Origin of the sequence: Vaginisenegalia massiliensis, assembly GCF_900604935.1 — a bacterium.
Lineage (GTDB): Bacteria > Bacillota > Bacilli > Lactobacillales > Aerococcaceae > Vaginisenegalia > Vaginisenegalia massiliensis.
Window position 1 is genome coordinate 136,170 of the sequence record NZ_UWPC01000003.1, and the last position, 23,569, is coordinate 159,738.

A 23,569-nucleotide genomic window follows, 5' to 3' on the forward strand; every position below is an offset into this window, starting at 1 on the left:
AAGCTAAGTTTAGTAGTCGATACGGATTATTGTCTTTATTGCTAAACGGTAAAATGTGAAAGGAGTTCGCGATGACCGAACAGTATATACTCGAGATGCAAGACATTACCAAGGTTTACCCTAATGGTGTCATGGCTAATAAAGCGGTTAATTTGGCTCTTCAATACGGAGAAATTCATGCCTTGATGGGTGAAAACGGAGCTGGAAAGTCTACTTTGATGAAGATTTTATTTGGCAGTGAAGCTCCCACCTCAGGGCGTATTCTTTGGGATGGTCAATTAGTCAATTTCAAAAATCCTTTAGAAGCAATCAAACAAGGAATTGGGATGGTCCACCAGCATTTTATGCTAGATGATGATCTAACAGTGACTGAGAATATTATCTTAGGAATGGAACCAACTAAAGGATTAGCTATCAATCAGTCAAAGGCTAGACAAATGGTGCAAGAAGTAGCCGATAAATACCACTTCAAGGTTAGACCGGACCAACGGGTAGCAGATTTGAATGTTGCCCAAAAGCAAAAAGTTGAATTATTGAAAGCGTTGATTCGAGGTGCCAAACTCTTGATTTTGGATGAGCCAACAGCTGTTTTAACGCCACAAGAAACGGATGAGCTATTTGTTCAATTGAAGATGTTACGCGATCATGGTCATACTATCGTCTTTATTTCGCATAAATTAAATGAAGTTAAAGCAATCTGTAGTCGAGCGACCGTTATGCGGGCTGGTCAGACGGTCGGGGCATATGATTTAAAAGATGTTGAGTTAAAAGACTTATCACGAATGATGGTAGGCCGTGAAGTTATTTCGCAAATAACAAAAAAACCAGCACAAAAGAAAGAAGCTACCCCTGTACTACGAGTAGAAGACTTGCATGTGGTTGATGATGACTTTAATGAAGTAGTTAAAGGAGTCACATTTAACGTTTATCCAGGACAAATTGTCGGGGTGGCGGGTGTTGCAGGTAATGGCCAACGTGAACTAATTGACTGTGTCACTGGCTTACAAAGTCACTATCAGGGCAATATTTATCTACAAGGTCAAATGTGTCCACAGAAAAATGGCGTGAAGGCACGTCGTTTGATGGGAATGAATCATATCCCAGAAGATCGCTTTAAATATGGCGTGATGGCGGATGCTAGCATCGAAGAAAACATGATGGCTAATCGATTCGATCGGCCAGAATTTCAGAACAAGGGTTTATTGAATCAGGCTAAAATGAATCAACTTAGTCAACAGCTAGTGAAGGAATATCAAATTAAGACAGATAGTGAACAAACTCCTGTCCGCATGCTTTCAGGTGGTAATATGCAAAAAGTTGTCGCAGCGCGTGAGATGAGCGAGGCAAGTGCTTGCTTAATTGCCGATCAGCCGACGCGAGGAATTGATGTGGGAGCGGCTAGTTTCATTCATGAACAATTAGTGGCAATGCGTGATCAAGGAACGGCGGTTGTATTAGTTTCTGCTGATATTAATGAATTACTTACAGTTTCGGATTGTTTAATGGTGATGTTCGAGGGACAAATTGTAGCCTATTTTGCCGATTCGAGCACAGTGACTGAAGAAGAATTAGGTCTTTATATGTTAGGACTAAAACAAATGAGTTCAAGTGAATTAGAGGAGGTGATGAGATGACAGCTACGACTAGCCAAAAACAAAATCAAGTTCGACGGAAAGTCAAAGGCATTGAAAGTCGCTTTGAGTTTCTCAGAACGCTTATGTCGATTCTAATTGCCATGGCGATTATTCTCATTATGGTGCTCTTGCTTTCAGATGATCCGACTCATGCGATTAAGCAATTGATATTAGGTCCGTTAACGAGCCGTCGTCGCTTTGCTAATGTTTTGGAATTGTTAATTCCACTTACTTTTACAGGTTTGGCTATTACCATTACTTTTAAGGTCAAACGGTTTAACCTTATTTCCGAAGGGTCCTTTTATTTAGGGGCAATCTTGGCTTGTGTCATCGGGGTCAATAGTCCTTTTACTCCTCCTGTGACCCTCTTCTTGGGGATGGTAGCGGCTATCGTAGCGGGCTGCTTATTGGGTTATATTCCAGCTCTTTTAAATGAAAAATTCGGTGCTTCGGAACTCGTAACCTCTCTCATGTTGAACTATGTTGTGGGCTATTTAGTCCTATACATCTTTAATAATGTTGTTCGCGATACATCTTCTTCAAGTTTACAGTCTTTACCGCTACCGGATGGGGTGGATTTAGGTCAACTCCTTGAACGGACGCGGCTTCACTGGGGCTTAGTGATTGTTTTGATTCTTGTCGTTTTAGCCTATGTGGTCATTTACAAAACCAAGTGGGGTTATAGTTTAAGAGCAACAGGACTAAATGAGCAGTTCGCTCATTATGCTGGCGTGAAAGTGACGACTACCATTATTTTGGCTCAAGTGATTGGGTCAGCAATTGCTGGTCTGGGTGGTGCCACAGAAATGTTTGGGATTTATGATAGTTTTAAATGGAGTGAGTCGCCAGGTTATGGTTTCGATGGCGTTATTATTGCTACCTTGGCACGGAATAATCCTCTCTATGTTCCTCTAGCGGCCTTCTTCTTGGCCTACTTACGAACAGGAGCCGACATCCTCAATCGAACTTCGGATATTCCGGCTGAAATTATTTCCGTCGTACAGGCTATCATCATCTTACTAATCGCTGCTAAAGCATTTTTAAGTAAGTGGAAGCAACAACAAATTGTTAAAGTCTCAACCGCTGCACATCTTGAAGAGGAGGAAGCCTAATGAATGTATTTGAATTGTTATTAAATCCAGATTTATGGTTTGGTGTCCTCCGCTCAACGACGCCGATTCTCTTTGCTGCTTTAGCCGCTTTGGTTTCTCAACGTTGTGGGATTACCAATATGGCTATTGAAGGGATTATGTTATTCGGAGCCTTATTTGCAGTTATTGGATCTTGGCTTACACAAAATGTTTGGCTTGGCTTAGCTTTATCGATTTTAGTTTGTGTTGGCCTAACTTTGGTATTAGCTTACTTTAAAATGAAGATGGATGCCGATGAAATCATGGTTGCGATTGCTTTAAACTTGCTCGCGAGTGGGGCGACGGTCTTCATTTTGTATCTAATTAGTGATTCAAAAAGCGTCTCTTCAGCCTTAAAGAGTGGAGTTTTTCCAAACGTAACCCTTCCTCTTATCAAGGACATTCCGTTTCTAGGTCGTATTATTTCAGGCCAAAGTATCTTAGTTTATGTGGCTTTTATAGCGGTATTTTTGGTTCACTATTTGCTTTTCAAAACACCGCTAGGACTTCGGATCCGTTCGGTGGGAGGCAATGCTCATGCAGCAGAATCAGTGGGGGTCTCTGTTACTAAGACCCGTTATTTGGCTATGATCCTTTCGGGTGTCTTAACCGGTTTTGCGGGTGCCTTTATGTCTATGGGCTACCTAACAGTCTTTACCAAAGGGATGGTATCTGGTCGCGGATATATTGCCTTAGCTGCGTCTTACGTTGGTGGCACTGCGCCAATAGGTACGCTCTTTGCTTCCGTCTTATTTGGCTTTTTTGACCAACTAGGGAACCAACTGCAAGCTGTATCGCAAATACCGTCAGAATTTATTTATATGATTCCCTATCTAGCGACCATCGTGATGTATTCCTTGTACACTTACCGTAAGAAGACAGCTAAACGTCGTGTCTTGCAAAAAGTAGTCGTTGACCATGTTGACCCAGAAAGTCAAACTTCCAAAGAATTGGAATCATAATTTTTAGCAAAATCTCTTTGCAATTAGAGAATATGCATGGTATTATTCTAGTGTTGCATATTATGCACTTATTAACTCTAGACTAGCAAATAGTTTAGGGCAGAAAGGAAGTAGAATAAATGAGACCAGAAATTCATCCGAATTATCAGACTGTCGTGTTTATGGATACTACTACCGGATACAAATTTTTATCAGGATCTACTAAATCATCAAATGAAACAGTAGAGTGGGAAGATGGAAACACTTACCCATTAATCCGTGTGGAAATTTCGTCTGATTCACATCCATTCTATACAGGACGTCAAAAATTCACTCAAGCCGATGGACGTGTCGACCGTTTCAACAAGAAATACGGTTTCCAAGACAAAAACGCGGCTCCAAAAGAAGACGCAGAATAATTTTAAATATAATGAAGGCTTCCCGAAAGGGAAGCCTTTTTCTTTTGGAAATTAATTTTATTGACCCTTCCTCTCTTGATGGCTAAAAAGTACGGGGCCTTTTATCATTTGATCGCTATTAAGAAAAATTTTCATATCCTTATCATTTTCGATGAGTTTGCTTAAGGAATTGAGTATACTAAAGGAGAAATGTGTTTTTGAAATAAGAGTCTTTCAGAGGTGGAAGTGTGATAGCTAGAATCATCAAACTCTATGTGAGTTTAATGCCGGTTATTTTGGCAGGGGCCTTAAATATGTGGTTTTGTAAGCAACCCATAGCGGATCGTTGGAAGCGGTCGATAGATGGGGGGCGCTTGGCTTGGGATGGCCGTCCTTTTTTTGGTATCAATAAGACCTGGAAAGGTTTTTTCGGCATGATGATGAGTGGGGCAATCATGCAAGTGCTGTGGTCGATTATTATGAAAATTTGGCCAGCTTTGCAAACTTATAACTTTTTTGCGCCGGTTTGGACAGATAATTTAATAAATAGCGCGGTCTTAGGTTTGCTGTTAGGGTTAACTTATGCCTTATGGGAATTGCCTAATTCCTTCCTAAAGCGGCGCTTTGCGATTGTACCGGGCAAGTTGGGACGCGGGCCTGAACGTCATTTCTTCTTTGTTCTTGATCAAATTGATTCTTTATTGGGCTGTGCTTGGTTAACGTATCAACTGACAACGGCTACTTGGTTAGATTGTTTGGGCATTGTTTTTCTCGGTGCTTTTACTCATGTTGCAGTGAATCAGGTCTTGTATCGTTGTGGTTTGCGGAACAATCCCGTATGAAGGTGAAGGAGGAAACGTATGATTGGGGAATATGATAAATCAGTCTTTCTGACTTATTTGGGTGCGAGCTTTGCGGTGCTTGCTATGGCTCTCGTCTTTCAGGGAAATATCCGTTTAGCCATGATGGTTTTTATTTTAGCTGGAATTTGCGATTTGTTTGATGGTCAGGTGGCCCGTCGTTGCCAGCGAACACCGGCTCAAGAAGCCTTTGGGGTGGAGATTGATTCCTTGTGTGACATGATAAGCTTTGCGGCCTTGCCTGCTTGTCTTCTGTTCAGCCAAATTAAACCTCTTGGTTTGGGGCTATTCTTGGCGATTCTTTATGTTTTAGCTGCGGTCTCTAGGTTGGCTTATTTTAATCGCAATGCTAAATCTGAGGAGCGATACTCGTACTTTGTGGGCTTACCGGTGACTTATAGTGCGCTAGTTTTTCCGTTATCTTATTGGGTCGTGTCTTGGTTTGGGCCACACTACTTGTTTCCCACTTGGCTGACCTTGGGTCTCGTGATGCCCCTTCTATTTGTCTTGAAGGTGAAGTTACCCAAGCCTAATAAATGGGCCTATCTGTTTTTGCTGATATTAGCCGTGGTGACCTTATTCGGCTTAGGGGGACTGGCTTAGATGGCGAAATATTACGATCTAACTAAATCTAAGTGGGTTCAAGAACAAGCTTATCAAGACGGTTTGCTTAAACGTTTGTATGGCTCAAATCTTCTTAGAAAATTAATTTTAGCCTGGCTGGTGCGGCCTTTTTTCACTAAAGTTTATTCATGGTGGGATTACACTCCCTTATCCAAAGGGAAAATTGAGCGTTTCTGTCAAACCTATGACATAGACTTATCGTGCTATCAGGATGGACCTTATAAGACCTTTGCGGCCTTTTTTAAACGTCAATATCAAGATGATCAAATCAAACTTTGGAATTCTCAGCAAATAGGAGCGGTGGCTCAAGCCAAATTACAAGTCTATACTGTCGATGAGACTTTGTCTCTTAGAATTAAAGATCAAGATTATAGTCTAGTTGATTTACTAGTGGATGAGCCATTAGCCAATCTGTTTAGGGGAGGGATGGCCTTTCTTTATCGCTTGGGTGTGGAAGATTATCACCGTTATTTAGCCTGTGAGACTGGTCAAGTTCGCCTTCGTCGGCGCTTGGCGGGCAAATTGCATTCTGTGCGCCAATTGGCCCAAGACCACTATCCAGTCTTTAAAGAAAACGTGCGACAATATTGTTTGCTAGATACAAAAGATGGCTTTCCCGTCATTCAGATGGAAATCGGAGCCCTTTTAGTGGGTAAAATTCATAATTCTTTGTGCGCCCAGTTAGAAGCCGGACAGGAGAAGGGCTACTTTGGTTTAGGCGGGTCGGCTATTTTGGTGCTTTATCCGGCTAAGGTGGTAGAAGTTAGTGAAGAAATCAACCGCTTGAGTCAGGCGGGTTTTGAGTGTCAAGTACAAATCGGACAAGTGATAGGAGAGAAAATATGCTTAAACGATTAGCTATTTACTTTAAAGAGATGTATCCTCTGGGTCAACGTTTTGGTTTAGCGGCCCTAGTCTTTGCGGAGATTTATTTTATTTTGCTCTTGAATATGGGAATTTATCAGTTTCGTCTGGGTGTTCAAGAGTGGGTGGGTATTTTTACTATTTTTGTTTTTTTAATGATTCTGCGGATTGCGGATGATTTCAAAGATTATGAGACAGACCGACGCCTCTTTCCAGACCGCCCTTTGCCTTCTGGACGAGTTTATAAACGAGATCTGGCTTGGGCTTTAGGTTTTGTTGTCTGTCTGTCGGTATTCTTGAATGTCTGGTTAATGAATAATCAAGCTTGGTTCTTCTTCCTCTATATATATGGAACTTTGATGTCCTTGTGGTTCTTCAAGAAGGATAAAATTCAGAATTCGCTACCCTTGGCGTTGGTGACCCACAATCCGGTGATGATGGTCCTTAATTTATATACCATTTCTTTTGTTTGCTATAAGTACGGCCTATCTATGCTTACTTGGCAGGTCTTTCTTTTGGCCTTTACCATGTATTTTCCTAGCTTAATTTGGGAAATTAGCCGTAAAATCAGAGCTCCAAAAGATGAAACAGCCTACGTCACCTATTCCAAATTATTCGGTTATCAAAAAGTTTCCCGTTTTGTTCAAATTTTAACTCTGATTGATATTGTGACGAATATCTTGTTGCTGTGGAAAATTTCGTGGTTAGGAGTTGTCGTTTTAATTCTGAATGTGTCATGGATGACTTGGCGTTTTCAACAATTCATCACCGATCCTAATCGGTTTAATCTAAAAGAGCAAGTTGAGCGCTACACTTATATTACAGAAGCAACGATGGTATTGTCCGTCGTTAGTCACCTAATAATGGAGTGGGTACATTGATTGAACAAGTACGAGCGGGGGATCCAAGGTTAGGATCGAAGGCACAAAATTTATTTAAGATGCAAGAGTTAGGGTTGCCAGTGCCGGCATTAGTGGCCTATCATATAGGCTTATTTGATCAGGAAGAAGTCCAAGTTTATTTAACTGAACAGGGGCAAAAATTAGCTGCACAAACGACGCCGCTAGATGATTTGAGCCGGGAATTGGTCACACGATTCAATCAGTGGTGGCAAGCAGACTTGGACCAGGTTCAAAACCAACTCAGCAATGACCTTACTAGTGAAAAAACTTATGCCATTCGCTCATCGGCCAATGTGGAGGATGGGGCTAGCTTATCTTTTGCTGGTCAGTTTGAGTCGGTTCTTGACGTCGCCGTAGCTGATTCAGCTAGAGCCATGGGTCGGGTGGTCGTTTCTCTGTATTCACCAGCCGCTCTAGCCTATTATCAACGGAATAAAATAGAGTTAAGTCAAATTAAGATGACGGTTATTATTCAAGAACAGGTAGCCAGTGATTATGCAGGTATCTATTTTACCGCCAACCCCCAAGGGCTTTTGAATCAAGAGGTCTTTGTTTTTGCTACTGGTGCGGGTCAAGCCATTGTAGAAGATCGGGTCCCGACGACTCATGTCTACTATCATCCAGCGGATGATTTGACCTTGGTTGATCAAGCAGCCCAAGCGCCCTTAATGCCAAAAGCGTATCAAAAAGCACTCTTGGACTTGAGTCCTCAATTGAAAGAGACTTTTGGGCCCTATCTGGATATTGAATTTGCCTTTGCTAAGGATCAAGTCTATTTACTGCAAGTCCGACCCATTACTAGTTTGACCGGCCAAGCGCCCGTGATTTTAGATAATAGTAATATTGTGGAATCTTATCCTGGCACGACCACTCCGTTAACGAGTGGGTTTGCCCAAGCCGCCTATCAAGGGATTTTTACGCAACTAGCTCGCCGTATGGTCGGGGAACAAAGTTCCATCTTAACAGCTTATCAACCTATTTTAGCTAATATGTTGGCGACCTATCGCCACCGGCTCTATTATCAAATTCAGAATTGGTATCAACTTTTGGGTTTATTACCTTTTTCTAAGCGTATTATTCCGATTTGGCAAGATATGTTAGGTGTGACGGATCGTCGTTTGCCTGTTTTGACAGTGCGTTTGACACGTTGGCAACATCTCAAGGTTGGGTTTGCCTTAGCGAAGAATTTTTTCCGAGCGCCGGCCTTAATGCGTCAACTCAATCAGGATTTTCAACATGTGACCCGCTATTTTGCGGACCATTATCATTCTCAGGCATCATTAGTAGAACTCAAAGACATGTTCGAAGCTATCCAAACCCAAGTATTGGATCAGTGGGATATTACTTTGATCAATGATCTATATGCCTTTATCTTTACAGGTTTGCTACAGAAAATGCAGGCCAGTCAACCCATTCAGACTCAAATTGCGCAAATTGAACACATTGCCAGTATGGGACCAGCGATAGCGCTACAAGACCTAGTCAATCATTTGCAAGAGTCAGGGAATGAAACTTGGCGACAACAATTATTGGTAGCCCAGACAGAGGCTGATTGGCAAGCTTTATTAGACAGTCATCATCCTATGGCAGATCGAGTCCATGCTTTTATCGAGCAGTTTGGCGATCGGGCACCAGAAGAATTAAAATTAGAGACGCCAACTTTTCGGACGGATCCTGTTCGTCTGTTGCGCTTACTTCAAGAACGGTTGTTAAATCCAAATTTGGGTAACAACATTCCTCTGATGGAAAAACCTACAATTTCAGCGAAAGCTTTGCCTTGGTATCTGAAGCCTATCCAGAAACGCGCTTTATTAGGCATTCGTCATCGGGAAAGCTCCCGTCTCAACCGAACTCGGATCTATGGTATGATGCGAACGCTTATTTTGACAGCAGGCAAGCGTCTAGTTGAGGCAGGCCAGTTGGCTGAAGTCGGTGATGTCTTTTATCTGTCCTTAGATCAGGTCTTCGCTTGGCCAACGACGCAAAATTTTCGGCAACAAGTTGAACGTGCTAAAGCAGCCCATCAGGCTGACCAATCTTGGCCTGCTTTTTCGCGCTTAATCTTTGACCAAGCTATCATCCAACCAACTGCTCTAGCGGGGGCTTGGGTCAGTCAAGATGCTAATGAGGAGGGTCCTTGGCAGGGAATTGGTTGTGCCAAAGGGCGAGTAAAGGCGCCTGTTCTAGTGGTAACCGACATCCATCAGGTAACCGAGGGTCAGGGTAAGATTATCGTAACGAAAATGACAGATCCCGGTTGGGTTTATTTGCTGACGCAAGCGGTTGGCATTATTGCTGAACAAGGGTCGCTACTCTCTCATACAGCTATTATTTCACGAGAATTAGGTCTTCCTTCGGTCGTAGGAATTAAAGGAGCCACTCAATTCTTACAGTCGGGAGACTGGGTGGAGATGGACGGGCAAACAGGCATAGTGAGGAGGGTCGACCATAGAGATGCAGATTAGAGTTAAAAAGGTTCTCCCCTACCAAGCGACCGAGGCGGACTTTATTGCCTTTGGCGATCAATTATATGGCTCATTGAAATTCCATCAATCTAAAGAAGAGCGAGACCAGATACGAGAGCAACATGTCCTCAGTCGTTTATATCGCTTTCAAGCTTTTGTTGGCTATGACAATCAAGACCGAGTGGTGATTCGTGGCGCCCTGAGTCAATTGAAGGATCATCCTAGTCAAGTTTATTTGGGTTATTTTGAGTCAATAGAGGATGTCGCTGTAATGGCAGCGTTCATAGCCCAAATAAAAAAGACCGCCCGTGCTTGGGGCGGTCGGGTCATGGTGGGTCCGGTACAGGCCAGCTTTTGGTTAGGTTATCGTATGCGTTTATCCCATTTCGACCAGAAACCATTTACTGGAGAGCCTTATAATTTGGCTTATTATCCACAATTATGGGAAGAAGTAGGTTTTAAGCTCAAACATCGCTATCTGTCTAATATGTATCTATCCATACCAGATGGCCAGGATGATTATCGCCTAGCCAAGCGTTACGCTCAATTTATCCAAGCGGACTATCAGATTATTTCCCCTGAGCGACGAGATTGGGCGCGTGTGTCAGCACAAGTCTATCAGCTACTGATGCGTTTATATGCTGACTTCCCGCTTTATCATCCGATTACAGAAGCTCAGTTTAAAGCCTTGTTTGCCCCTTTGGCTTGGATTTTGGATTTCTCTATGGTGAAGCTAGCCTATAAGCATGAAAAATTAGTGGGCTTCTTTATTACCTTACCGGATTATGAAATGGACTTATATGGTGCCCTCAGTCTGAGCAAACTTTGGCGAATTTGGCGTTGTCGTCGGCGGGCTAAGCGCTATATTGTTATGTATATTGGGGTCGATCCAGAACACTTAGGTTTGGCTTCAGCCATGGGTTATCCTGTTTTTCAGGAGATAAAAAAACGAAGAGCCAGAACGGTTGGAGCTTTAATCTTAGAAGGTAAGGTAAGTGCTCACTATGTTCCGGCTCTCCAAGGAGGCCGTCATTATTATGGTTTATTTGAATTGGATTTAAGCTAAGAGTAAGTAAATCTTTCTTTTAGGGATGTAATGGCCGGCTCAAATCAGCCATTACTTGCTTGACTTGCCCAAAGAGTTCTGCTTGATCTAGACTTTGAATGATACTAGGACTTAAACGAACCTGGGCTAATAAATCACCTTCTTGGTTATAGCCACTGATGGTCTCTTCGCTTTGACTTCCTTTGAAGGTTCGTTTGGCAATCGGAAATTGTTCACTATAGTGGTCTAATATCTGTTGGGCCCAGTAGTCCTTCTGTTGGAGATAGTAATCGACTTGGGCGAAAGGAATGGCTTCTTGGTCAATAATTAGATGGCCTTTGGTCGTTTTGTTTGATTGAGTCATGGCTAACGCCTCCTTATTTATTTTGATACTTTTGTTTTCTTGACTAAATTTCATTATACTATGAATATACTTAAAGGGTCGTTAACAAAAGGAGCAAAATCATGCATAATAAGAGTAACCCACAGAAACAAAAAGAAGGGTCCATGGCCTTAGGTTGGGCGATTGTTTTAGGCCTATACAGTATTCCATGGGGCATCTTTCTTTCTTTAATTTTGACGAAACGAGCACAAGAACGCAAGTAAAGCGCTTTTTAGAGAGGGTGAGTAAGCTATGAAACAGTTAAATACGCCAGACTCCGTAAAGGATCGTGAACAGGAAATAACCCAATCGACGAATGAATCAAAGGCGTCAACTGGTAAAACAGTAAAACGACGAGTGGCTGAAGGGATGGCCGTTGGTCTTGGCTTGGGTTTAGTATTTGGTGCGGCTATTAATTCGTTACCAGCAGGTTTAGCTTTTGGGGTAGCCTTAGGTGCGGGTATGGAACGCAATCCAGAAGAAGAAAAACGCTTAAAGAATCGAGGCCTTTTCCGAAAGATCAGACGACAAGCTAATCGACTTTGGGATAAAATTGAGTCATAAGTCTAACTGAAAAACCTTAGTACTAGCCCTAGAAACAAACTAACGTGTCACAATAAATGGATTAATCTAAAGCCCTCAGGCTAGCTCGTTTTGGCGAACTAAACTGGGGGCTTTTTGCCTAGTTATGACTTTTAGCTATGGGTGATTACTTTTCTAGTCTAATTTGAATCGGAATACCGGAATTATCTATTAAATCCAGTTGCTGACCATGGTCTTGGAAAGGATGGCCCGCTTGCTTAAGTCGGTCTTTGATGAGGCTCAAGTCTTGACTGTCTGAGGTATGCCAGATGACGCGGCGTAGTCCTTGTTGGTCAGCTTGGGGTCCAGTGGCGCCGAGTGTTTCCCAAGTGTTGGCGCCCAGATGATGGTGATAGGAACCGCTAGCCATAAAGAGGGAGTCGATATTTTCGCTGGAAGTGACACCGAAGCCAAGTAAGCCTTCGTAAAATGCTCGTGTTGCTTGTATATCGGCTACTGCTAGGTGGAAGTGGCCGATTTTTCCTGAATTAGGAATGGCTTCGTAGGCGGGGTCGGCTTGTTTTAAGAAACGGCTAATATCGTAGGGTTGGTTACCCATGGTTATATTGCCTGCCGTGTCTCGCGGCCAAACGTTAGGGTCTTTGTCATGATAGAGCTCGATACCGTTGCCTTCAGGGTCAGCAAAATAAATGGCTTGGCTCACTCCGTGGTCTGCGGTACCCTGGAGTCGACCGCCACCCGCGCGCATCATACGAGCATAGGCGTTCATTAGATCCTTTTCAGAAGCAAAGAGAAAGGCTGTGTGGTAGAGGCCGGTAGTATTTCGATGCTCAAGTTTAGCTGGGAAAATTTCCAGTAAGACTTTACCTTCCGGTGTTCCTAAGCGGTAATAATTTTTTTCAGTTCGGCTGTCTAAAAGTGACAAACCTAAGCTCTGATGATAAAAGTCAGCTAATTGTTTAGGCTTAAGGGCATTTAGCTGATAGGAAGCTGGCTCAAGGTGAGTTTGGCTTGGGCTAGTTTGGGCGTAAGAAGTTTTAGCTAGGACAGCAGCCCCTAAGATTAGACTAACGAATAAGACTAGAAATAATTTTAGTCGTGGTAAAACGAAATTAAGCTTCATACATGTCTCCTTTGTTCAAATGGTGGTGATAATAATATCATAATTGCCTATAGGTCACAAACCAAAGGTTTCAACTTGTTGGATGATTTAAAGAAGGTTAGAATAATAATGATAAGATTGGGGGTGTAGGGATGGAACGTGTAGCCATTATTGGTATGGGAGTTAGCGGATCGGCTGTTTTATTGGCTTATGTAAAGGCGATGAAAAGTCATCCTGACTATCAGGTTCAAATAGATTGCTATGATAGTCCACTGAGTTTTGGCAAAGGGAAAGCCTTTCGAGAACAGGCGGAACAGGCAATCATCAATTCACGAACACACCAAATTTCTTATGATGTTGACCGCATATTAGATTTCAAAGAATGGTTGAGTTCGAATCAACCAAGTTTAAGTCAAGAATCCTATGTATCTCGCGGGCTATTTGGTCAATATCTCCATGAGCGAAGTCAAGCATTAGTGGAGGCAAGTGGAGCGCAGTTGCACTGGAGCAAAGTTCAGAGTTTAACTTGGCTTCCTAAATTAGATAAATGGTTAGTTACAACAAGTTTAGATGATCAAGGTTTTGAGCAAGTTTTTGATCGAGTCCATCTCTGTTGTGGTGAATTGCCGAGCCAAGACCCTTATGGATTACAGGGACACCCACATTATATTGGTGAGGTTTATCCCTTGGAAGCTATCCCTCAACATCTCAACCAAGCTCAGCGACTAGCAATTTTAGGTTCGGGCTTATCTGCGATTGACGTAGCTAAATATCTTTATGAACATTTTACCCAACCAAGCCTTACTTTTGTCTCCCGTCAAGGTTATTTTCCTAGTGTACGTGGGAAAGATTACCAGTTAGACTTTCATTATCTTACCGATGCAAAAGTGGCCCGCTTGTTAGCAGTGAATGGTGGACGGTTTAGTTTTGATCAGTTCCAAGCCTTGTTTGAAGCGGAATTAGCGCGCTTTGATTTAGAATATGATGCTTTTATGGCCCATTATTTTCTGCCAGGACGTGCGGGAATGGAGATGACTTTGCATAATCCTCAGCAGGTTGGCTTGATGCAAGCTATTTTGCTTCAAGTTTCCGTCGTCATGAGTCAGATTTGGCCAGCTATGAGCCAAACCTGTCGACGTCAGTTCAACCAACGCTACCAAAAAGCTTTAGTCTGCTTCAGAAATCCTATGCCAGCGACTTCTGCGCAAGAACTTTTGCTAGGCATGGATCAAGGACGCATTCAATTAGTAGCTGGTCTGAAACAGATCGATGTCTTAGATCAAGGCTTTAAATTACAGACGCAAGATTATGAGTATGAGGCCGATTGGCTTTTTAATGCCACCGGTATGGACTTTAAATTGCAGAACTTGGGCGAAAAAGAGGCCCTTTTTGCGGATCTATTGGATAAGCAATATGGGCAAGTGGATACTGCTGGTGGATTATCGCTTAATTATCAAACGTTGAATCTTATCTCACCGCGCTTTGGTGAATGGTCCACTTTACATGGACATGGGCTTTTGGTTAATGGAGCGATCTTTATGAATAATTCAACGAATAAAATTCAGGAACAAGCCCAACGTTTGATCGATCGATTGGTCAAAGAGTGGCAGGCTAAGGAATAATATTAGGTAGCTTTTTCAGAATGTGATATGATGAAGATGGTATTATAATAAATTTAGCAAAATAGGAGTGAGTAGAATGAATTTGTGGATGATTATCGCGATTATTGTCGTAGTATTAATAGCGGGTTGGATTGGCATTTATAACTCATTAATTAAATTGAGAACCTGGGCTGAACAAAGCTTTAGTCAAGTTGATGTGCAATTACAACGCCGGAATGATTTAATTCCTAATTTAGTTGAGACGGTTAAAGGCTATGCTAAGCATGAAAGCCAAACGTTAGAAGAAGTGGTGAAAGCCCGTCAACAAATGGTGAATTTACCAGCGGACGCAACGCCTGAACAAAAGAATGCATTATCTAATGAATTAACCGGAGCTTTATCTCGTTTACTAGCAGTTGCTGAGGCTTACCCAGAATTAAAAGCTAACGCTAACTTCATGGAATTACAAAAGAGCTTAAGTGATACAGAAGATAAAATTGCTAAAGCTCGTCAATTGTATAATTCTTCTATTGGTCAATTTAATACTAAAGTGCAAACCGTACCTAATAATATTGTAGCAGGCGTTCATGGTTTTAAGGTGAAACCATATCTTGAAACACCGGAAGCTGCTCGCCAAGTGCCACAAGTAACTTTCTAACAGAGCGATGAGCAATTAGGAAGACTATATCGATTTTCAAAGTCTCCGTTTGAGAAACTACCTCTATTAAATCCTCGGTCACCTGACCAGCTGATCATGCGATAGGTAGCTCAAACTGAGGCTTTTTATGTTTAAATGGAATCATATAGGCCTTCGTTACATAAAATGGGGAAATATTTGCGTGTTTTTTTGTGATTTATGCCAGTTCTGCTTTTATTATGATGGTAAAAATAGTAAAATATTCTTTGAAATGCATTAGAAGGGGGGTTAGAAATGAGCCGATTCAACTTATATATTCATTATGATTCGGTCACGAACCACATAATGACTCGAGGAATCGATCTCTTATCGATTGACTTTGATGAGCATTATCTACCCAATAATTTAATTTTAGCTGAAGCGCCAGCCGAGTATGGGCGCTTTGATGCTCAAACTAACTTTAAGATGCTTCGGGGTCGCGCTGAAGTCACTTCCTATATGCAAACGTGCGAACGGGAACATATTCGGATGTCCAATTGGATTGACTTTGAGACGATAGAAATGATGCACCAATTAACGCCGACGGAAGTAGCGGAATTATTATATTTATTCCATGCTAATATGAGTTTGCGTTCAGCTTTTTTCTATAAATTACAAAATAATTTTGTTTATCTTACCCTACCTAACGGTTTAAATAAGGTATATTACAGGCATATGGTTCATTTCTATCCTCGTTTTCGTCGGGTAATCCGCGAAAAAGTTTTTGATTTAGTCAATGAAGGCAAGAATTTTATTTTTGCTCGTAAAGAGAAAGTCGCTCCTTTTCCGCCAGACTTGGTTGAGGACCTTGCTCCTTTGTTCGCGTCTGGTTTGAAAGTCAATTTTTCCCAAGCCTTCGCTTCGGGATCGCGATGGATAATTCCTTTGATGATTATTGAAGATGAATTAACCTTATTAACACAACAACAAGATTTAGATGAACAAGAGGGCTTTATCAGTTACGATCTGACATCTGAACAATGGCAAGTCACTATAGGAGAAGCATTTTAGCAAGCAACGGAGGAATTTTATATGAAAATTATCTTATTATATGGTGGAAAATCAGCAGAGCATGATATTTCAATTATCTCTGCCCAAAATATTGCTCAATCGATTATGTATAACTATTACCAAGTTCAACCGATTTATATTACGAAGACCGGTCAATGGTTAAAAGGACCATTATTAGAAGAAGCTCCAGCTACTAGCCAAATGCTGATTCTTAAAGAAGCAACCTTGCCATCTTGGTCGACTGATCCTGAAGTTTCTTCAACAGGGGTTCGAATTAATCCAGGTCAAATCGCAGAAGAAGATACCATTGTTTTCCCTATCCTACATGGACCAAATGGTGAAGATGGCACCATTCAAGGGTTCTTGGAAGTTTTGGATATGCCTTATGTTGGTTGTGGTGTGACGGGTTCAGCTTGTGGGATGGATAAAGTCATGTCTAAGCAATTATTCCATCAAGCGGGTATTCCACAAGTACCTTATGTAGCCTTTGACGGCCGTGAATGGAGCGAAGATGCAGACGCACTCATCCAAAAATGCGAAGGCAATCTTTTATATCCTCTATTCATTAAACCAGCAAACATGGGGTCAAGCGTGGGTATTTCTCAAGCTACAAATAGCGAAGAATTACGCCAAGCCGTTGATTTAGCTTTGAAATTTGATCGCCGCATTGTGGTAGAACAAGGTATCAAGGCTGAAGAATGTGAAGTAGCAATCTTGGGTAATGATGATGCTCATGTCAGTGTTGTAGGGCACTTATTAAAAGAAGTTGACTTCTATGACTATGATGAAAAATATATCAATAACACTGTCCAAATGGAAATCCCGGCTGATTTACCTGAAGCTGTAAGCCAAAAAATCCAAGAATACGCCCTAAAAGCATATCGGGCTTTAGATGGGCATGGATTATCTCGTGCAGACTTCTTTGTGACAAGTAATCATGACATCTACATCAATGAAATCAATACTATGCCAGGCTTTACTCCATATAGTATGTATCCTTGCTTATGGAAAGAAACTGGATTAGAAACGCGAGATTTGATTGAGGAATTATTGCAGTTAGCCTTACGCCAACATGAAATTAAACAATCTTTGAGCACGCCTGAGTAATGGCTAAAGTTGAATGAGCGCTATCTATCCTCGATTCGAGTTGGGTGGCGCTTTTATTGAGCCAATAGAGGGTAAATCGATTAAATCAAGCGATAGGTGAGTGAAAATGAAAGCAATTAAATTTATGGATATTGTAAAAGAGGTTAAAGCTATTGACTACACGGCTAAGGATCGGTTTATTGAGGTCACTTCAGTTGAATTCGATTCACGGAAAGTCACACCAGGGTCATTGTTTGTTCCTCTAGTAGGTGGGGCAACTGATGGTCATGACTATGTACAAAAAGCCATTGAAAATGGAGCAGTAGCGACTTTCTGGTCCCGGTCAGCTGATCAAGCACCGAGCGATCAAATAGCCGTCATCTTCGTGGACGACACCTTGAAAGCCATGCAAGATTTAGCCGCTTATTATCGCCGCTTGCATAATCCGATTGTTGTGGGCATTACAGGGTCGAACGGAAAGACGACGACTAAAGATATGACGGCAGCCTGTTTAGCGGCTAAATACCACGTTCATAAAACCCAAGGCAATTATAATAATGAAATTGGCGGGCCTTACACAATTTTGCAGATGCCGGCTGATACCGAGGTATTAGTCTGTGAAATGGGTATGAGTGAGTTCAAAGAGATTGAATTATTGAGTCAAATTGCTCAACCAGATATTGCGGCGATTACTCTGATAGGTGAATCTCACTTAGAATTTTTAGGTTCACGGGCAGGGATTGCGCAAGCTAAGCTAGAGATTTTAGCAGGCTTGAAAGAAGATGGCGTCTTCATTTATCCTGGTAATGAACCCTTGATTCAAAGCCAGATGCCAGAGCTAACTAAGTCGATTCAAATGCGGTCATTTGGTTTTGATTCAAGCTTTGATGCCTATGCTTATGATTTAGTGGAAGAACAAGCAGGCACCTATTTCAAGACCAATTTGGATCCTAACGTGCGTTGTATGATTCCAGTCATTGGCTCTTACAATGTTTCCAACGCATTAATCGCTTTGTCGATTGCTAAAGAATTGCAAGTACCATTGGAGCAAGCCATTTTCCAATTAGCCCAATTCCAATTGACCAAGAATCGCTTGGAATGGTTAAAGACTTTAAATGGGGCTAATTTACTGAATGATGCCTATAATGCGAGTCCAACTTCGATGATGGCCGTTCTTAAGACACTCGCGACAGCTAAAATGGAAGCAACAGGACGTAAGATAGCTGTCCTAGGTGACATTCGGGAGTTAGGCGATCAAACGGAATATTTCCACCGTCACTTAAGCCAAGGCTTGGATCCACAAGTCATTGACAAAGTATATTTATTTGGTCCTTATATGGCTTACTTAGCTGATGAGATTAAAGATAAATATGCTAAGGACCAAATTTTCTATGAAGAAAGTCAACACGACCGTTTAGTGGCGGCTTTAGAAGCTGATATCCAAGAAGATGATATCGTTCTTGTGAAGTCTAGTTTTGGTACTGATTTGCTTCAAGTTGTGACAGCCTTGACAGGCAAAAAGGTCAAAGATTAAGGATAATTTTGAATAAGCATTGTGTTCACTTTCGATTAGTGTTACACTCACTTATAAGACTTACAGAGTGTCACTGTGTTATTATGAATGTTATGGACCGCATGGCAAACAACACAAGTTTCTTGCTTGTGCCACCGTCAGTGCGGTTTTTTGCTTGAAAAAAACAGCGCTTAGATACTCGCGACACCCATTGCTGAAGCAAAAAACAAAAGAAAAAGAGGAAATTGATTGAAATTTACAGAATTTAACCTGAAACAACCTATTTTAGATTCATTGCAAGAGTTGGGCTTCGAAGCCCCAACTCCGATTCAACAACAAGCATTACCAGTAGCCTTAGAAGGCCGTGACATGATTGGTCAAGCACAAACCGGGACTGGTAAAACAGCCGCTTTTGGTTTACCTATCTTAAATAAATTGGATGACAGCAACAAAAGCGTTCAAGCTTTAGTTGTAGCTCCAACTCGGGAATTAGCGATTCAAGTTCAAGAAGAACTATTCCGTTTAGGTAAGGGTCAACGGGCTCGTGTCTATGTTGTCTACGGAGGATCACCAATTGGTAAGCAATTAGAACGCTTACGGACAAACCGACCTCAAATCGTTGTGGGTACGCCAGGACGTATTCTAGATTTAATTAAGCGTAAAGCTTTAAAATTACAAGACTTACAAACTTTAGTTCTTGATGAAGCAGATGAAATGCTTAATATGGGCTTTATTGAAGATGTCAAAGCGATTGTGGAAGAAACACCAGAAAATCGTCAAACGTTGATGTTCTCGGCGACCATGTCACCAGCTATTAAGTCTCTAAGCAAACAGTTCTTAAAAGAACCAACCCAAATTCGAATTGAAGCTAAAGAAATGACAGCTGACTTGATTGAGCAGCATTTTATCAAATGTCGTGATGATGAGAAATTTGATATTTTAACGCGCTTAATTGATGTCCAAAACCCAACGCAAGCGATTATCTTCTGCCGAACCAAAAAACGGGTAGATGAAGTAACTCGTGGATTAGGCCTACGTGGTTATAATGCTGAATGTATCCATGGCGATATTGTTCAACAAAAACGGACCTCAGTAATCAACACCTTCCGTAAAGGACAACTTGAAATCTTAGTGGCAACCGATGTAGCCGCTCGTGGTTTAGACATTTCGGGTGTGACCCATGTCTATAACTACGATATTACTCAAGATCCTGAGAGCTATGTTCACCGTATTGGTCGGACAGGCCGGGCGGGAAATGATGGGGTATCCATTACCTTCGTTACCCCAATGGAAATGCCTTATTTACGAACGATTGAACATTTAACTCGTAAAGAAATGATGCCGATGAAACCACCAACTGTTCAAGAAGCTCAAGCTGGGCAAATTCAACAATTGATTGATCAAGCCAATGAGATGTTGGAGTCAGGGCAAGCGGCGCAACACTTTAATACGGCTAAATTATTATTACAACATTACCCAGCTAATGATCTTGTAGCCGCTCTTTTGAGCCAACTAATCAGTGACAATAGTCAAGTTCAAGTGGCTATTTCACCGCAAAGACCTTTACCAAACGCTAATAAAAAAGAGGCTAAACGTTCAGGCAATCGTTCGGGTAGTCGTCAAGGCGGCGGGAAAGGCTATAAAGCGGGTAAATCCGATCGGTCTAGACGCTACGATGATAAAGCCGGCAAAAAAGAAGGCAGCCACAAAGCCTACAAAATTAAAAAACGTCAAGCTTAATCCAAATTAAAGAGGGGATTCAGATGAGAATAGGAACGGATATTATAGAAATTGAACGGATTCAGGCGGCATACGACCGCCATCCGCACTTTTCTAATCGCGTTCTTAGTCCATCTGAGTCTTTTTTATTTGCATCTATGCCATATCCACGCCAAATTGAATTTTTAGCGGGGCGTTTTTGCGTTAAAGAAGCTTATGTCAAAGCCCTAGGAACCGGATTGGGACGCATCCAGATGAAACAAATCAGTATCGGTTATCATAAGAACGGACAACCGTATTTACAAGAAGGCCCCTTGACCCAGGGGGTCCAAGTATCGATTAGTCATAGTCGAAACTATGCGACGGCTACCGTATTGATCGAATCAACAGAACAAGTGATTAACGAGGCTTTAGCGAAATATTTTGCTAAGCTTAACTAACAAAAGAGACAAAATAAAGGAGCTAAAAATTATGATTGAACCAAGTGAACATCGCCCTACCCAAGCTATTGTCGATTTAAATGCCATCCAACATAATGTCAAACAAGTTTTGGCCACCATGCAACCTAATCAAGTCCTTTATGCTACTGTCAAAGCTAACGGTTATGGCCATGGAGCGGAACAAGTAGCCCGTGCTGCCATGGAAGCTGGTGCTCAAGGTTTGTGTGTGGCCTCAGTGGATGAAGCCATCGAGTTACGTAAGTCGGGCTTAATTCAAGTGCCGATTCTAGTGCTAGGTTTAACCGATCCTCGAGGGATTGCTGAAATCTTGCATTACCATATCACCATTACCGTTTCTTCGGCTGACTTCTTTGTAGAGGCTTATCAACAATTAGCTGATACAGACCAATTATCTTTATTAAGTCTATATCAATTACCTTTCCATCTAGCTTTAGATACGGGTATGAGTCGTATTGGTTTAACCAGTGTGGCAGAAATTGAAGCCTTTAAAGCGACTGTTGCCTCGTATGATTGGATTGACTGGCAAGGAGCCTTTACTCATTTCTCGACCGCAGGTGGCGGCGATCCAACCTATATCGACTATCAATGGGAAAAATGGTTGGAATTGACGGCTGTTTTACCGGAAGAAGTTAGCTTACGACACTTTGCTAATTCGGCCATGGGTATGTGGTATCCTAAGCAACCGCAAAGTGATATCGTTCGTTTGGGAATTTCAATGTATGGCTTGGATCCAAAAGATCAAATACCGAGTCCAGGGTTTGATTTGAAACCCGCTCTTCAATTAATTTCTGAGATTGTGTATGTTAAACAAGTGCCAAAAGGAACGAAGATTTCTTATGGTGCTACTTATGAAGCCAGTCAAGATGAATGGATCGCTACAATTCCAATGGGTTATGCGGATGGTTGGTTCCGTCGTTATAAGGCAGTGGATGTCTTGATTGATGGTCAAGCTTGTCCAGTCGTTGGTATTATTAATATGGACCAAATGATGGTAAAATTACCTAAAGCATATCCAGTGGGAACCTTGGTAACCTTTATTGGGGACGATGGTGGTCTAACTAACCACGTATCGGATCTTGCGCGAAAACTCGATACTATTTCTTATGAAATTCTTTGTGGAATTGGTCCGCGGGTGCCACGAATTTATCTAAAAGACTAAACAATCTGTAAGGATTAAAGGGGCGATTGGATGTTAAGAGTAGAGCAAATGATAGTAGGTATGGCTCAAGAAAATACCTATTGTGTGATTGATGAGGCTAATCGAGCTTTGATTATCGATCCGGGAGCTCAAGCTGATGAATTGATTCATTGGATTCAATCCTCAGGTTGGCAGCCACAGGCGGTGCTCTTGACCCACGCTCATTTTGATCATATCGGTGCCTTAGATCAAATTCGTCAGACGTTTGCTATCCCAGCCTATGTTCACCCGATTGAAGCAAGTTTTTTAACGAATCCGGCTTTGAACTTATCCTTGAGCTTCCCGGTTGATCCGATTATTGTTCAGCCGTGTGAATATGAATGGTCTCATATGGGGCAACACCAAGTAGGGGATTTTCACTTTGAAGTCGTCTTTGTTCCGGGTCATAGTCCAGGTCATGTAGCCTATCTCTTTGCTGAGGATGGCCTAGCTATAGTTGGGGATACCATATTTAAGGGGTCGATTGGTCGTACCGATTTAGAAGGTGGCGATTACCCTCAATTGATGCGGTCAATTGCTGATCAATTAATCGGCTTGCCTTCTCACTATGTCCTCTATCCAGGCCATGGGCCAATGACGACTGTGGCTGATGAATTGAAACAAAATCCTTTCTTTGAGGTCTTTCGTCAAGCTGATAAACACTCTCTTTAGAATAAGATGGCTTATCTTTTGTTTCGTTGTTAACTTAATCCTAGCAAAATAAATACCCCTCGTTTCTAAAAGGAAACGAGGGGTATATTCATTAGTGTTAATTAATTTTGTCGTGATTAATCATATATCCGCGACGTGTCAAATCCCGCACCAAGAGGTTAAAGCTCAATTGATCTAAATAATTCGGCAGGATAAAGAGACAACGACTAGGCGTGTCATATTCCGTCTGTTCAAAGGTTGTACAAGCGGTGATATCGCAATGACGATTGATTAATTTAGCAATCTTACTGAGCTCGCCTTTGGCGCCTATAGTTTGAACTTCTAAGAGCCAACCTGCTTCATCGATAGCCAAGGCTTGGCTGAAGAAATCTAGCATTTGGCTATGATTGACGATACCGACAAAGGAATTTTGTTGATTCAAGACAGCAATATAGGGTAAGTCGGCCATGCTGAAGAACATCTTGAAGAAAGAATCTTCTTCGTGTACCACCCGGGTTGTGTTTTTCAAGAAGGGAGTCACTGGAAGGGTCCGCAAGTCGACTTCTGGATGGTGGAAATGATATTGATAGATGTGGTAGCGATATATATTGCCACGATATAAGGTGTTGGTTGCGTCTAGAACAGGGGCACAACGTTGTGAGTTATCTTCTAAAATTGAGAGAGCATCCAGACAATTACAAGATTCGGGTATACACACTAAATTTTTTTTAGGAATTATGAGAGATTGAATCAAGTTGTGAATACTCCTTTCTGCTGATTTATC

Annotated in this window: 24 protein-coding genes; 21 read left to right on the top strand and 3 right to left on the bottom strand. The window is 41.8% G+C overall.

Going from position 1 to position 23,569, the window contains the following annotated elements; translation table 11 throughout:
• Nucleotides 1–71: 71 nt before the first annotated feature.
• The 10 genes from EIH20_RS02830 (at nt 72) to EIH20_RS02875 (ending at nt 10,884) form a co-directional block, all read left to right on the top strand.
• A complete protein-coding gene (locus tag EIH20_RS02830; protein ID WP_124057849.1) occupies nt 72–1,634 on the top strand; it encodes an ABC transporter ATP-binding protein in 1,563 nt (520 codons plus the stop codon).
• Nucleotides 1,631–2,746, top strand: a complete 1,116-nt coding sequence (locus EIH20_RS02835) for an ABC transporter permease (protein WP_124057850.1) — start codon at nt 1,631–1,633, stop codon at nt 2,744–2,746. Before EIH20_RS02830 ends, EIH20_RS02835 begins: the two co-directional genes overlap by 4 nt.
• Nucleotides 2,746–3,726, top strand: a complete 981-nt coding sequence (locus EIH20_RS02840; protein WP_124057851.1) for an ABC transporter permease — start codon at nt 2,746–2,748, stop codon at nt 3,724–3,726. The genes EIH20_RS02835 and EIH20_RS02840 overlap by 1 nt, the downstream gene beginning before the upstream one ends.
• Nucleotides 3,727–3,845: 119 nt before the next feature.
• On the top strand, nt 3,846–4,124 hold the full coding sequence (locus tag EIH20_RS02845) for a type B 50S ribosomal protein L31 (RefSeq protein WP_124057852.1): 279 nt from the start codon (nt 3,846–3,848) through the stop codon (nt 4,122–4,124).
• Between the two features lie 227 nt (nt 4,125–4,351).
• On the top strand, nt 4,352–4,945 hold the full coding sequence (locus EIH20_RS02850; RefSeq protein WP_124057853.1) for a CDP-archaeol synthase: 594 nt from the start codon (nt 4,352–4,354) through the stop codon (nt 4,943–4,945).
• Between the two features lie 18 nt (nt 4,946–4,963).
• On the top strand, nt 4,964–5,566 hold the full coding sequence (locus EIH20_RS02855) for a CDP-alcohol phosphatidyltransferase family protein (protein ID WP_124057854.1): 603 nt from the start codon (nt 4,964–4,966) through the stop codon (nt 5,564–5,566).
• A complete protein-coding gene (locus tag EIH20_RS02860; RefSeq protein WP_124057855.1) occupies nt 5,567–6,445 on the top strand; it encodes a phosphatidylserine decarboxylase in 879 nt (292 codons plus the stop codon). It begins immediately after the preceding gene.
• Complete coding sequence (locus EIH20_RS02865; RefSeq protein WP_124057856.1) at nt 6,430–7,332, top strand: UbiA prenyltransferase family protein; 903 nt, start codon at nt 6,430–6,432, stop codon at nt 7,330–7,332. Before EIH20_RS02860 ends, EIH20_RS02865 begins: the two co-directional genes overlap by 16 nt.
• A complete protein-coding gene (locus EIH20_RS02870) occupies nt 7,329–9,818 on the top strand; it encodes a PEP/pyruvate-binding domain-containing protein (RefSeq protein ID WP_124057857.1) in 2,490 nt (829 codons plus the stop codon). The genes EIH20_RS02865 and EIH20_RS02870 overlap by 4 nt, the downstream gene beginning before the upstream one ends.
• The gene (locus EIH20_RS02875) at nt 9,808–10,884 is read left to right on the top strand and encodes a hypothetical protein (protein WP_124057858.1); all 1,077 of its coding nucleotides are present in this window, start codon (nt 9,808–9,810) and stop codon (nt 10,882–10,884) included. Before EIH20_RS02870 ends, EIH20_RS02875 begins: the two co-directional genes overlap by 11 nt.
• Before the next feature lie 19 nt (nt 10,885–10,903).
• On the opposite strand, the gene EIH20_RS02880 is transcribed toward EIH20_RS02875, so the two are convergent.
• Nucleotides 10,904–11,227: a hypothetical protein gene (locus EIH20_RS02880; protein ID WP_124057859.1), complete on the bottom strand. Its 324-nt coding sequence runs from the start codon at nt 11,225–11,227 to the stop codon at nt 10,904–10,906.
• 101 nt (nt 11,228–11,328) lie between these two features.
• On the opposite strand from EIH20_RS02880, the gene EIH20_RS08535 reads away from it, so the two are divergent.
• A complete protein-coding gene (locus EIH20_RS08535; RefSeq protein WP_164470841.1) occupies nt 11,329–11,469 on the top strand; it encodes a hypothetical protein in 141 nt (46 codons plus the stop codon).
• A 28-nt stretch (nt 11,470–11,497) separates the two neighbouring features.
• Entirely contained in the window at nt 11,498–11,809 is a 312-nt protein-coding gene (locus EIH20_RS02885) for a hypothetical protein (protein WP_124057860.1), read from the top strand.
• A 145-nt stretch (nt 11,810–11,954) separates the two neighbouring features.
• Here the strand turns inward: EIH20_RS02885 and EIH20_RS02890 are convergent, their stop codons facing one another.
• Nucleotides 11,955–12,911 (bottom strand): VOC family protein, encoded by a 957-nt coding sequence (locus EIH20_RS02890; protein WP_124057861.1) that lies wholly within the window; start codon nt 12,909–12,911, stop codon nt 11,955–11,957.
• Nucleotides 12,912–13,042: 131 nt separating this feature from the next.
• Here EIH20_RS02890 and EIH20_RS02895 point away from each other — a divergent pair, with 131 nt between their 5' ends.
• From EIH20_RS02895 to EIH20_RS02935, 9 genes are all read left to right on the top strand, one after another.
• Complete coding sequence (locus EIH20_RS02895; RefSeq protein WP_124057862.1) at nt 13,043–14,512, top strand: FAD/NAD(P)-binding protein; 1,470 nt, start codon at nt 13,043–13,045, stop codon at nt 14,510–14,512.
• A 76-nt stretch (nt 14,513–14,588) separates the two neighbouring features.
• On the top strand, nt 14,589–15,149 hold the full coding sequence (locus tag EIH20_RS02900; RefSeq protein ID WP_124057863.1) for a LemA family protein: 561 nt from the start codon (nt 14,589–14,591) through the stop codon (nt 15,147–15,149).
• Nucleotides 15,150–15,422: 273 nt separating this feature from the next.
• Nucleotides 15,423–16,178 (top strand): hypothetical protein, encoded by a 756-nt coding sequence (locus tag EIH20_RS02905; protein WP_124057864.1) that lies wholly within the window; start codon nt 15,423–15,425, stop codon nt 16,176–16,178.
• Nucleotides 16,179–16,199: 21 nt separating this feature from the next.
• Nucleotides 16,200–17,285, top strand: a complete 1,086-nt coding sequence (locus EIH20_RS02910) for a D-alanine--D-alanine ligase (RefSeq protein WP_124057865.1) — start codon at nt 16,200–16,202, stop codon at nt 17,283–17,285.
• 106 nt (nt 17,286–17,391) lie between these two features.
• Nucleotides 17,392–18,798, top strand: a complete 1,407-nt coding sequence (locus EIH20_RS02915) for a UDP-N-acetylmuramoyl-tripeptide--D-alanyl-D-alanine ligase (protein WP_124057866.1) — start codon at nt 17,392–17,394, stop codon at nt 18,796–18,798.
• Nucleotides 18,799–19,026: 228 nt separating this feature from the next.
• A complete protein-coding gene (gene cshA / locus EIH20_RS02920) occupies nt 19,027–20,517 on the top strand; it encodes a degradosome RNA helicase CshA (RefSeq protein ID WP_124057867.1) in 1,491 nt (496 codons plus the stop codon).
• 23 nt (nt 20,518–20,540) lie between these two features.
• Nucleotides 20,541–20,936, top strand: a complete 396-nt coding sequence (acpS, locus tag EIH20_RS02925) for a holo-ACP synthase (protein WP_241152367.1) — start codon at nt 20,541–20,543, stop codon at nt 20,934–20,936.
• Between the two features lie 31 nt (nt 20,937–20,967).
• Complete coding sequence (gene alr / locus EIH20_RS02930; protein WP_124057869.1) at nt 20,968–22,116, top strand: alanine racemase; 1,149 nt, start codon at nt 20,968–20,970, stop codon at nt 22,114–22,116.
• A gap of 30 nt (nt 22,117–22,146) precedes the next feature.
• Nucleotides 22,147–22,806 (top strand): MBL fold metallo-hydrolase, encoded by a 660-nt coding sequence (locus EIH20_RS02935; protein WP_124057870.1) that lies wholly within the window; start codon nt 22,147–22,149, stop codon nt 22,804–22,806.
• Between the two features lie 97 nt (nt 22,807–22,903).
• Here the strand turns inward: EIH20_RS02935 and cbpA are convergent, their stop codons facing one another.
• Entirely contained in the window at nt 22,904–23,539 is a 636-nt protein-coding gene (gene cbpA, locus EIH20_RS02940) for a cyclic di-AMP binding protein CbpA (protein WP_277423377.1), read from the bottom strand.
• Between the last annotated feature and the right edge of the window lie 30 nt (nt 23,540–23,569).

Coding starts and splice junctions, on each gene's coding strand:
- EIH20_RS02890 (WP_124057861.1), bottom strand. CDS start 12,911: ATGAAGCTTAATTTCGTTTTACCACGACTAAAATTATTTCTAGTCTTA.
- EIH20_RS02835 (WP_124057850.1), top strand. CDS start 1,631: ATGACAGCTACGACTAGCCAAAAACAAAATCAAGTTCGACGGAAAGTC.
- EIH20_RS02880 (WP_124057859.1), bottom strand. CDS start 11,227: ATGACTCAATCAAACAAAACGACCAAAGGCCATCTAATTATTGACCAA.
- EIH20_RS02905 (WP_124057864.1), top strand. CDS start 15,423: ATGAGCCGATTCAACTTATATATTCATTATGATTCGGTCACGAACCAC.
- EIH20_RS02855 (WP_124057854.1), top strand. CDS start 4,964: ATGATTGGGGAATATGATAAATCAGTCTTTCTGACTTATTTGGGTGCG.
- EIH20_RS02875 (WP_124057858.1), top strand. CDS start 9,808: ATGCAGATTAGAGTTAAAAAGGTTCTCCCCTACCAAGCGACCGAGGCG.
- alr (WP_124057869.1), top strand. CDS start 20,968: ATGATTGAACCAAGTGAACATCGCCCTACCCAAGCTATTGTCGATTTA.
- EIH20_RS02900 (WP_124057863.1), top strand. CDS start 14,589: ATGAATTTGTGGATGATTATCGCGATTATTGTCGTAGTATTAATAGCG.
- EIH20_RS02885 (WP_124057860.1), top strand. CDS start 11,498: ATGAAACAGTTAAATACGCCAGACTCCGTAAAGGATCGTGAACAGGAA.
- EIH20_RS02830 (WP_124057849.1), top strand. CDS start 72: ATGACCGAACAGTATATACTCGAGATGCAAGACATTACCAAGGTTTAC.
- EIH20_RS02840 (WP_124057851.1), top strand. CDS start 2,746: ATGAATGTATTTGAATTGTTATTAAATCCAGATTTATGGTTTGGTGTC.
- EIH20_RS08535 (WP_164470841.1), top strand. CDS start 11,329: ATGCATAATAAGAGTAACCCACAGAAACAAAAAGAAGGGTCCATGGCC.
- EIH20_RS02935 (WP_124057870.1), top strand. CDS start 22,147: ATGTTAAGAGTAGAGCAAATGATAGTAGGTATGGCTCAAGAAAATACC.
- EIH20_RS02865 (WP_124057856.1), top strand. CDS start 6,430: ATGCTTAAACGATTAGCTATTTACTTTAAAGAGATGTATCCTCTGGGT.
- EIH20_RS02860 (WP_124057855.1), top strand. CDS start 5,567: ATGGCGAAATATTACGATCTAACTAAATCTAAGTGGGTTCAAGAACAA.
- EIH20_RS02895 (WP_124057862.1), top strand. CDS start 13,043: ATGGAACGTGTAGCCATTATTGGTATGGGAGTTAGCGGATCGGCTGTT.
- acpS (WP_241152367.1), top strand. CDS start 20,541: ATGAGAATAGGAACGGATATTATAGAAATTGAACGGATTCAGGCGGCA.
- EIH20_RS02845 (WP_124057852.1), top strand. CDS start 3,846: ATGAGACCAGAAATTCATCCGAATTATCAGACTGTCGTGTTTATGGAT.
- EIH20_RS02915 (WP_124057866.1), top strand. CDS start 17,392: ATGAAAGCAATTAAATTTATGGATATTGTAAAAGAGGTTAAAGCTATT.
- EIH20_RS02910 (WP_124057865.1), top strand. CDS start 16,200: ATGAAAATTATCTTATTATATGGTGGAAAATCAGCAGAGCATGATATT.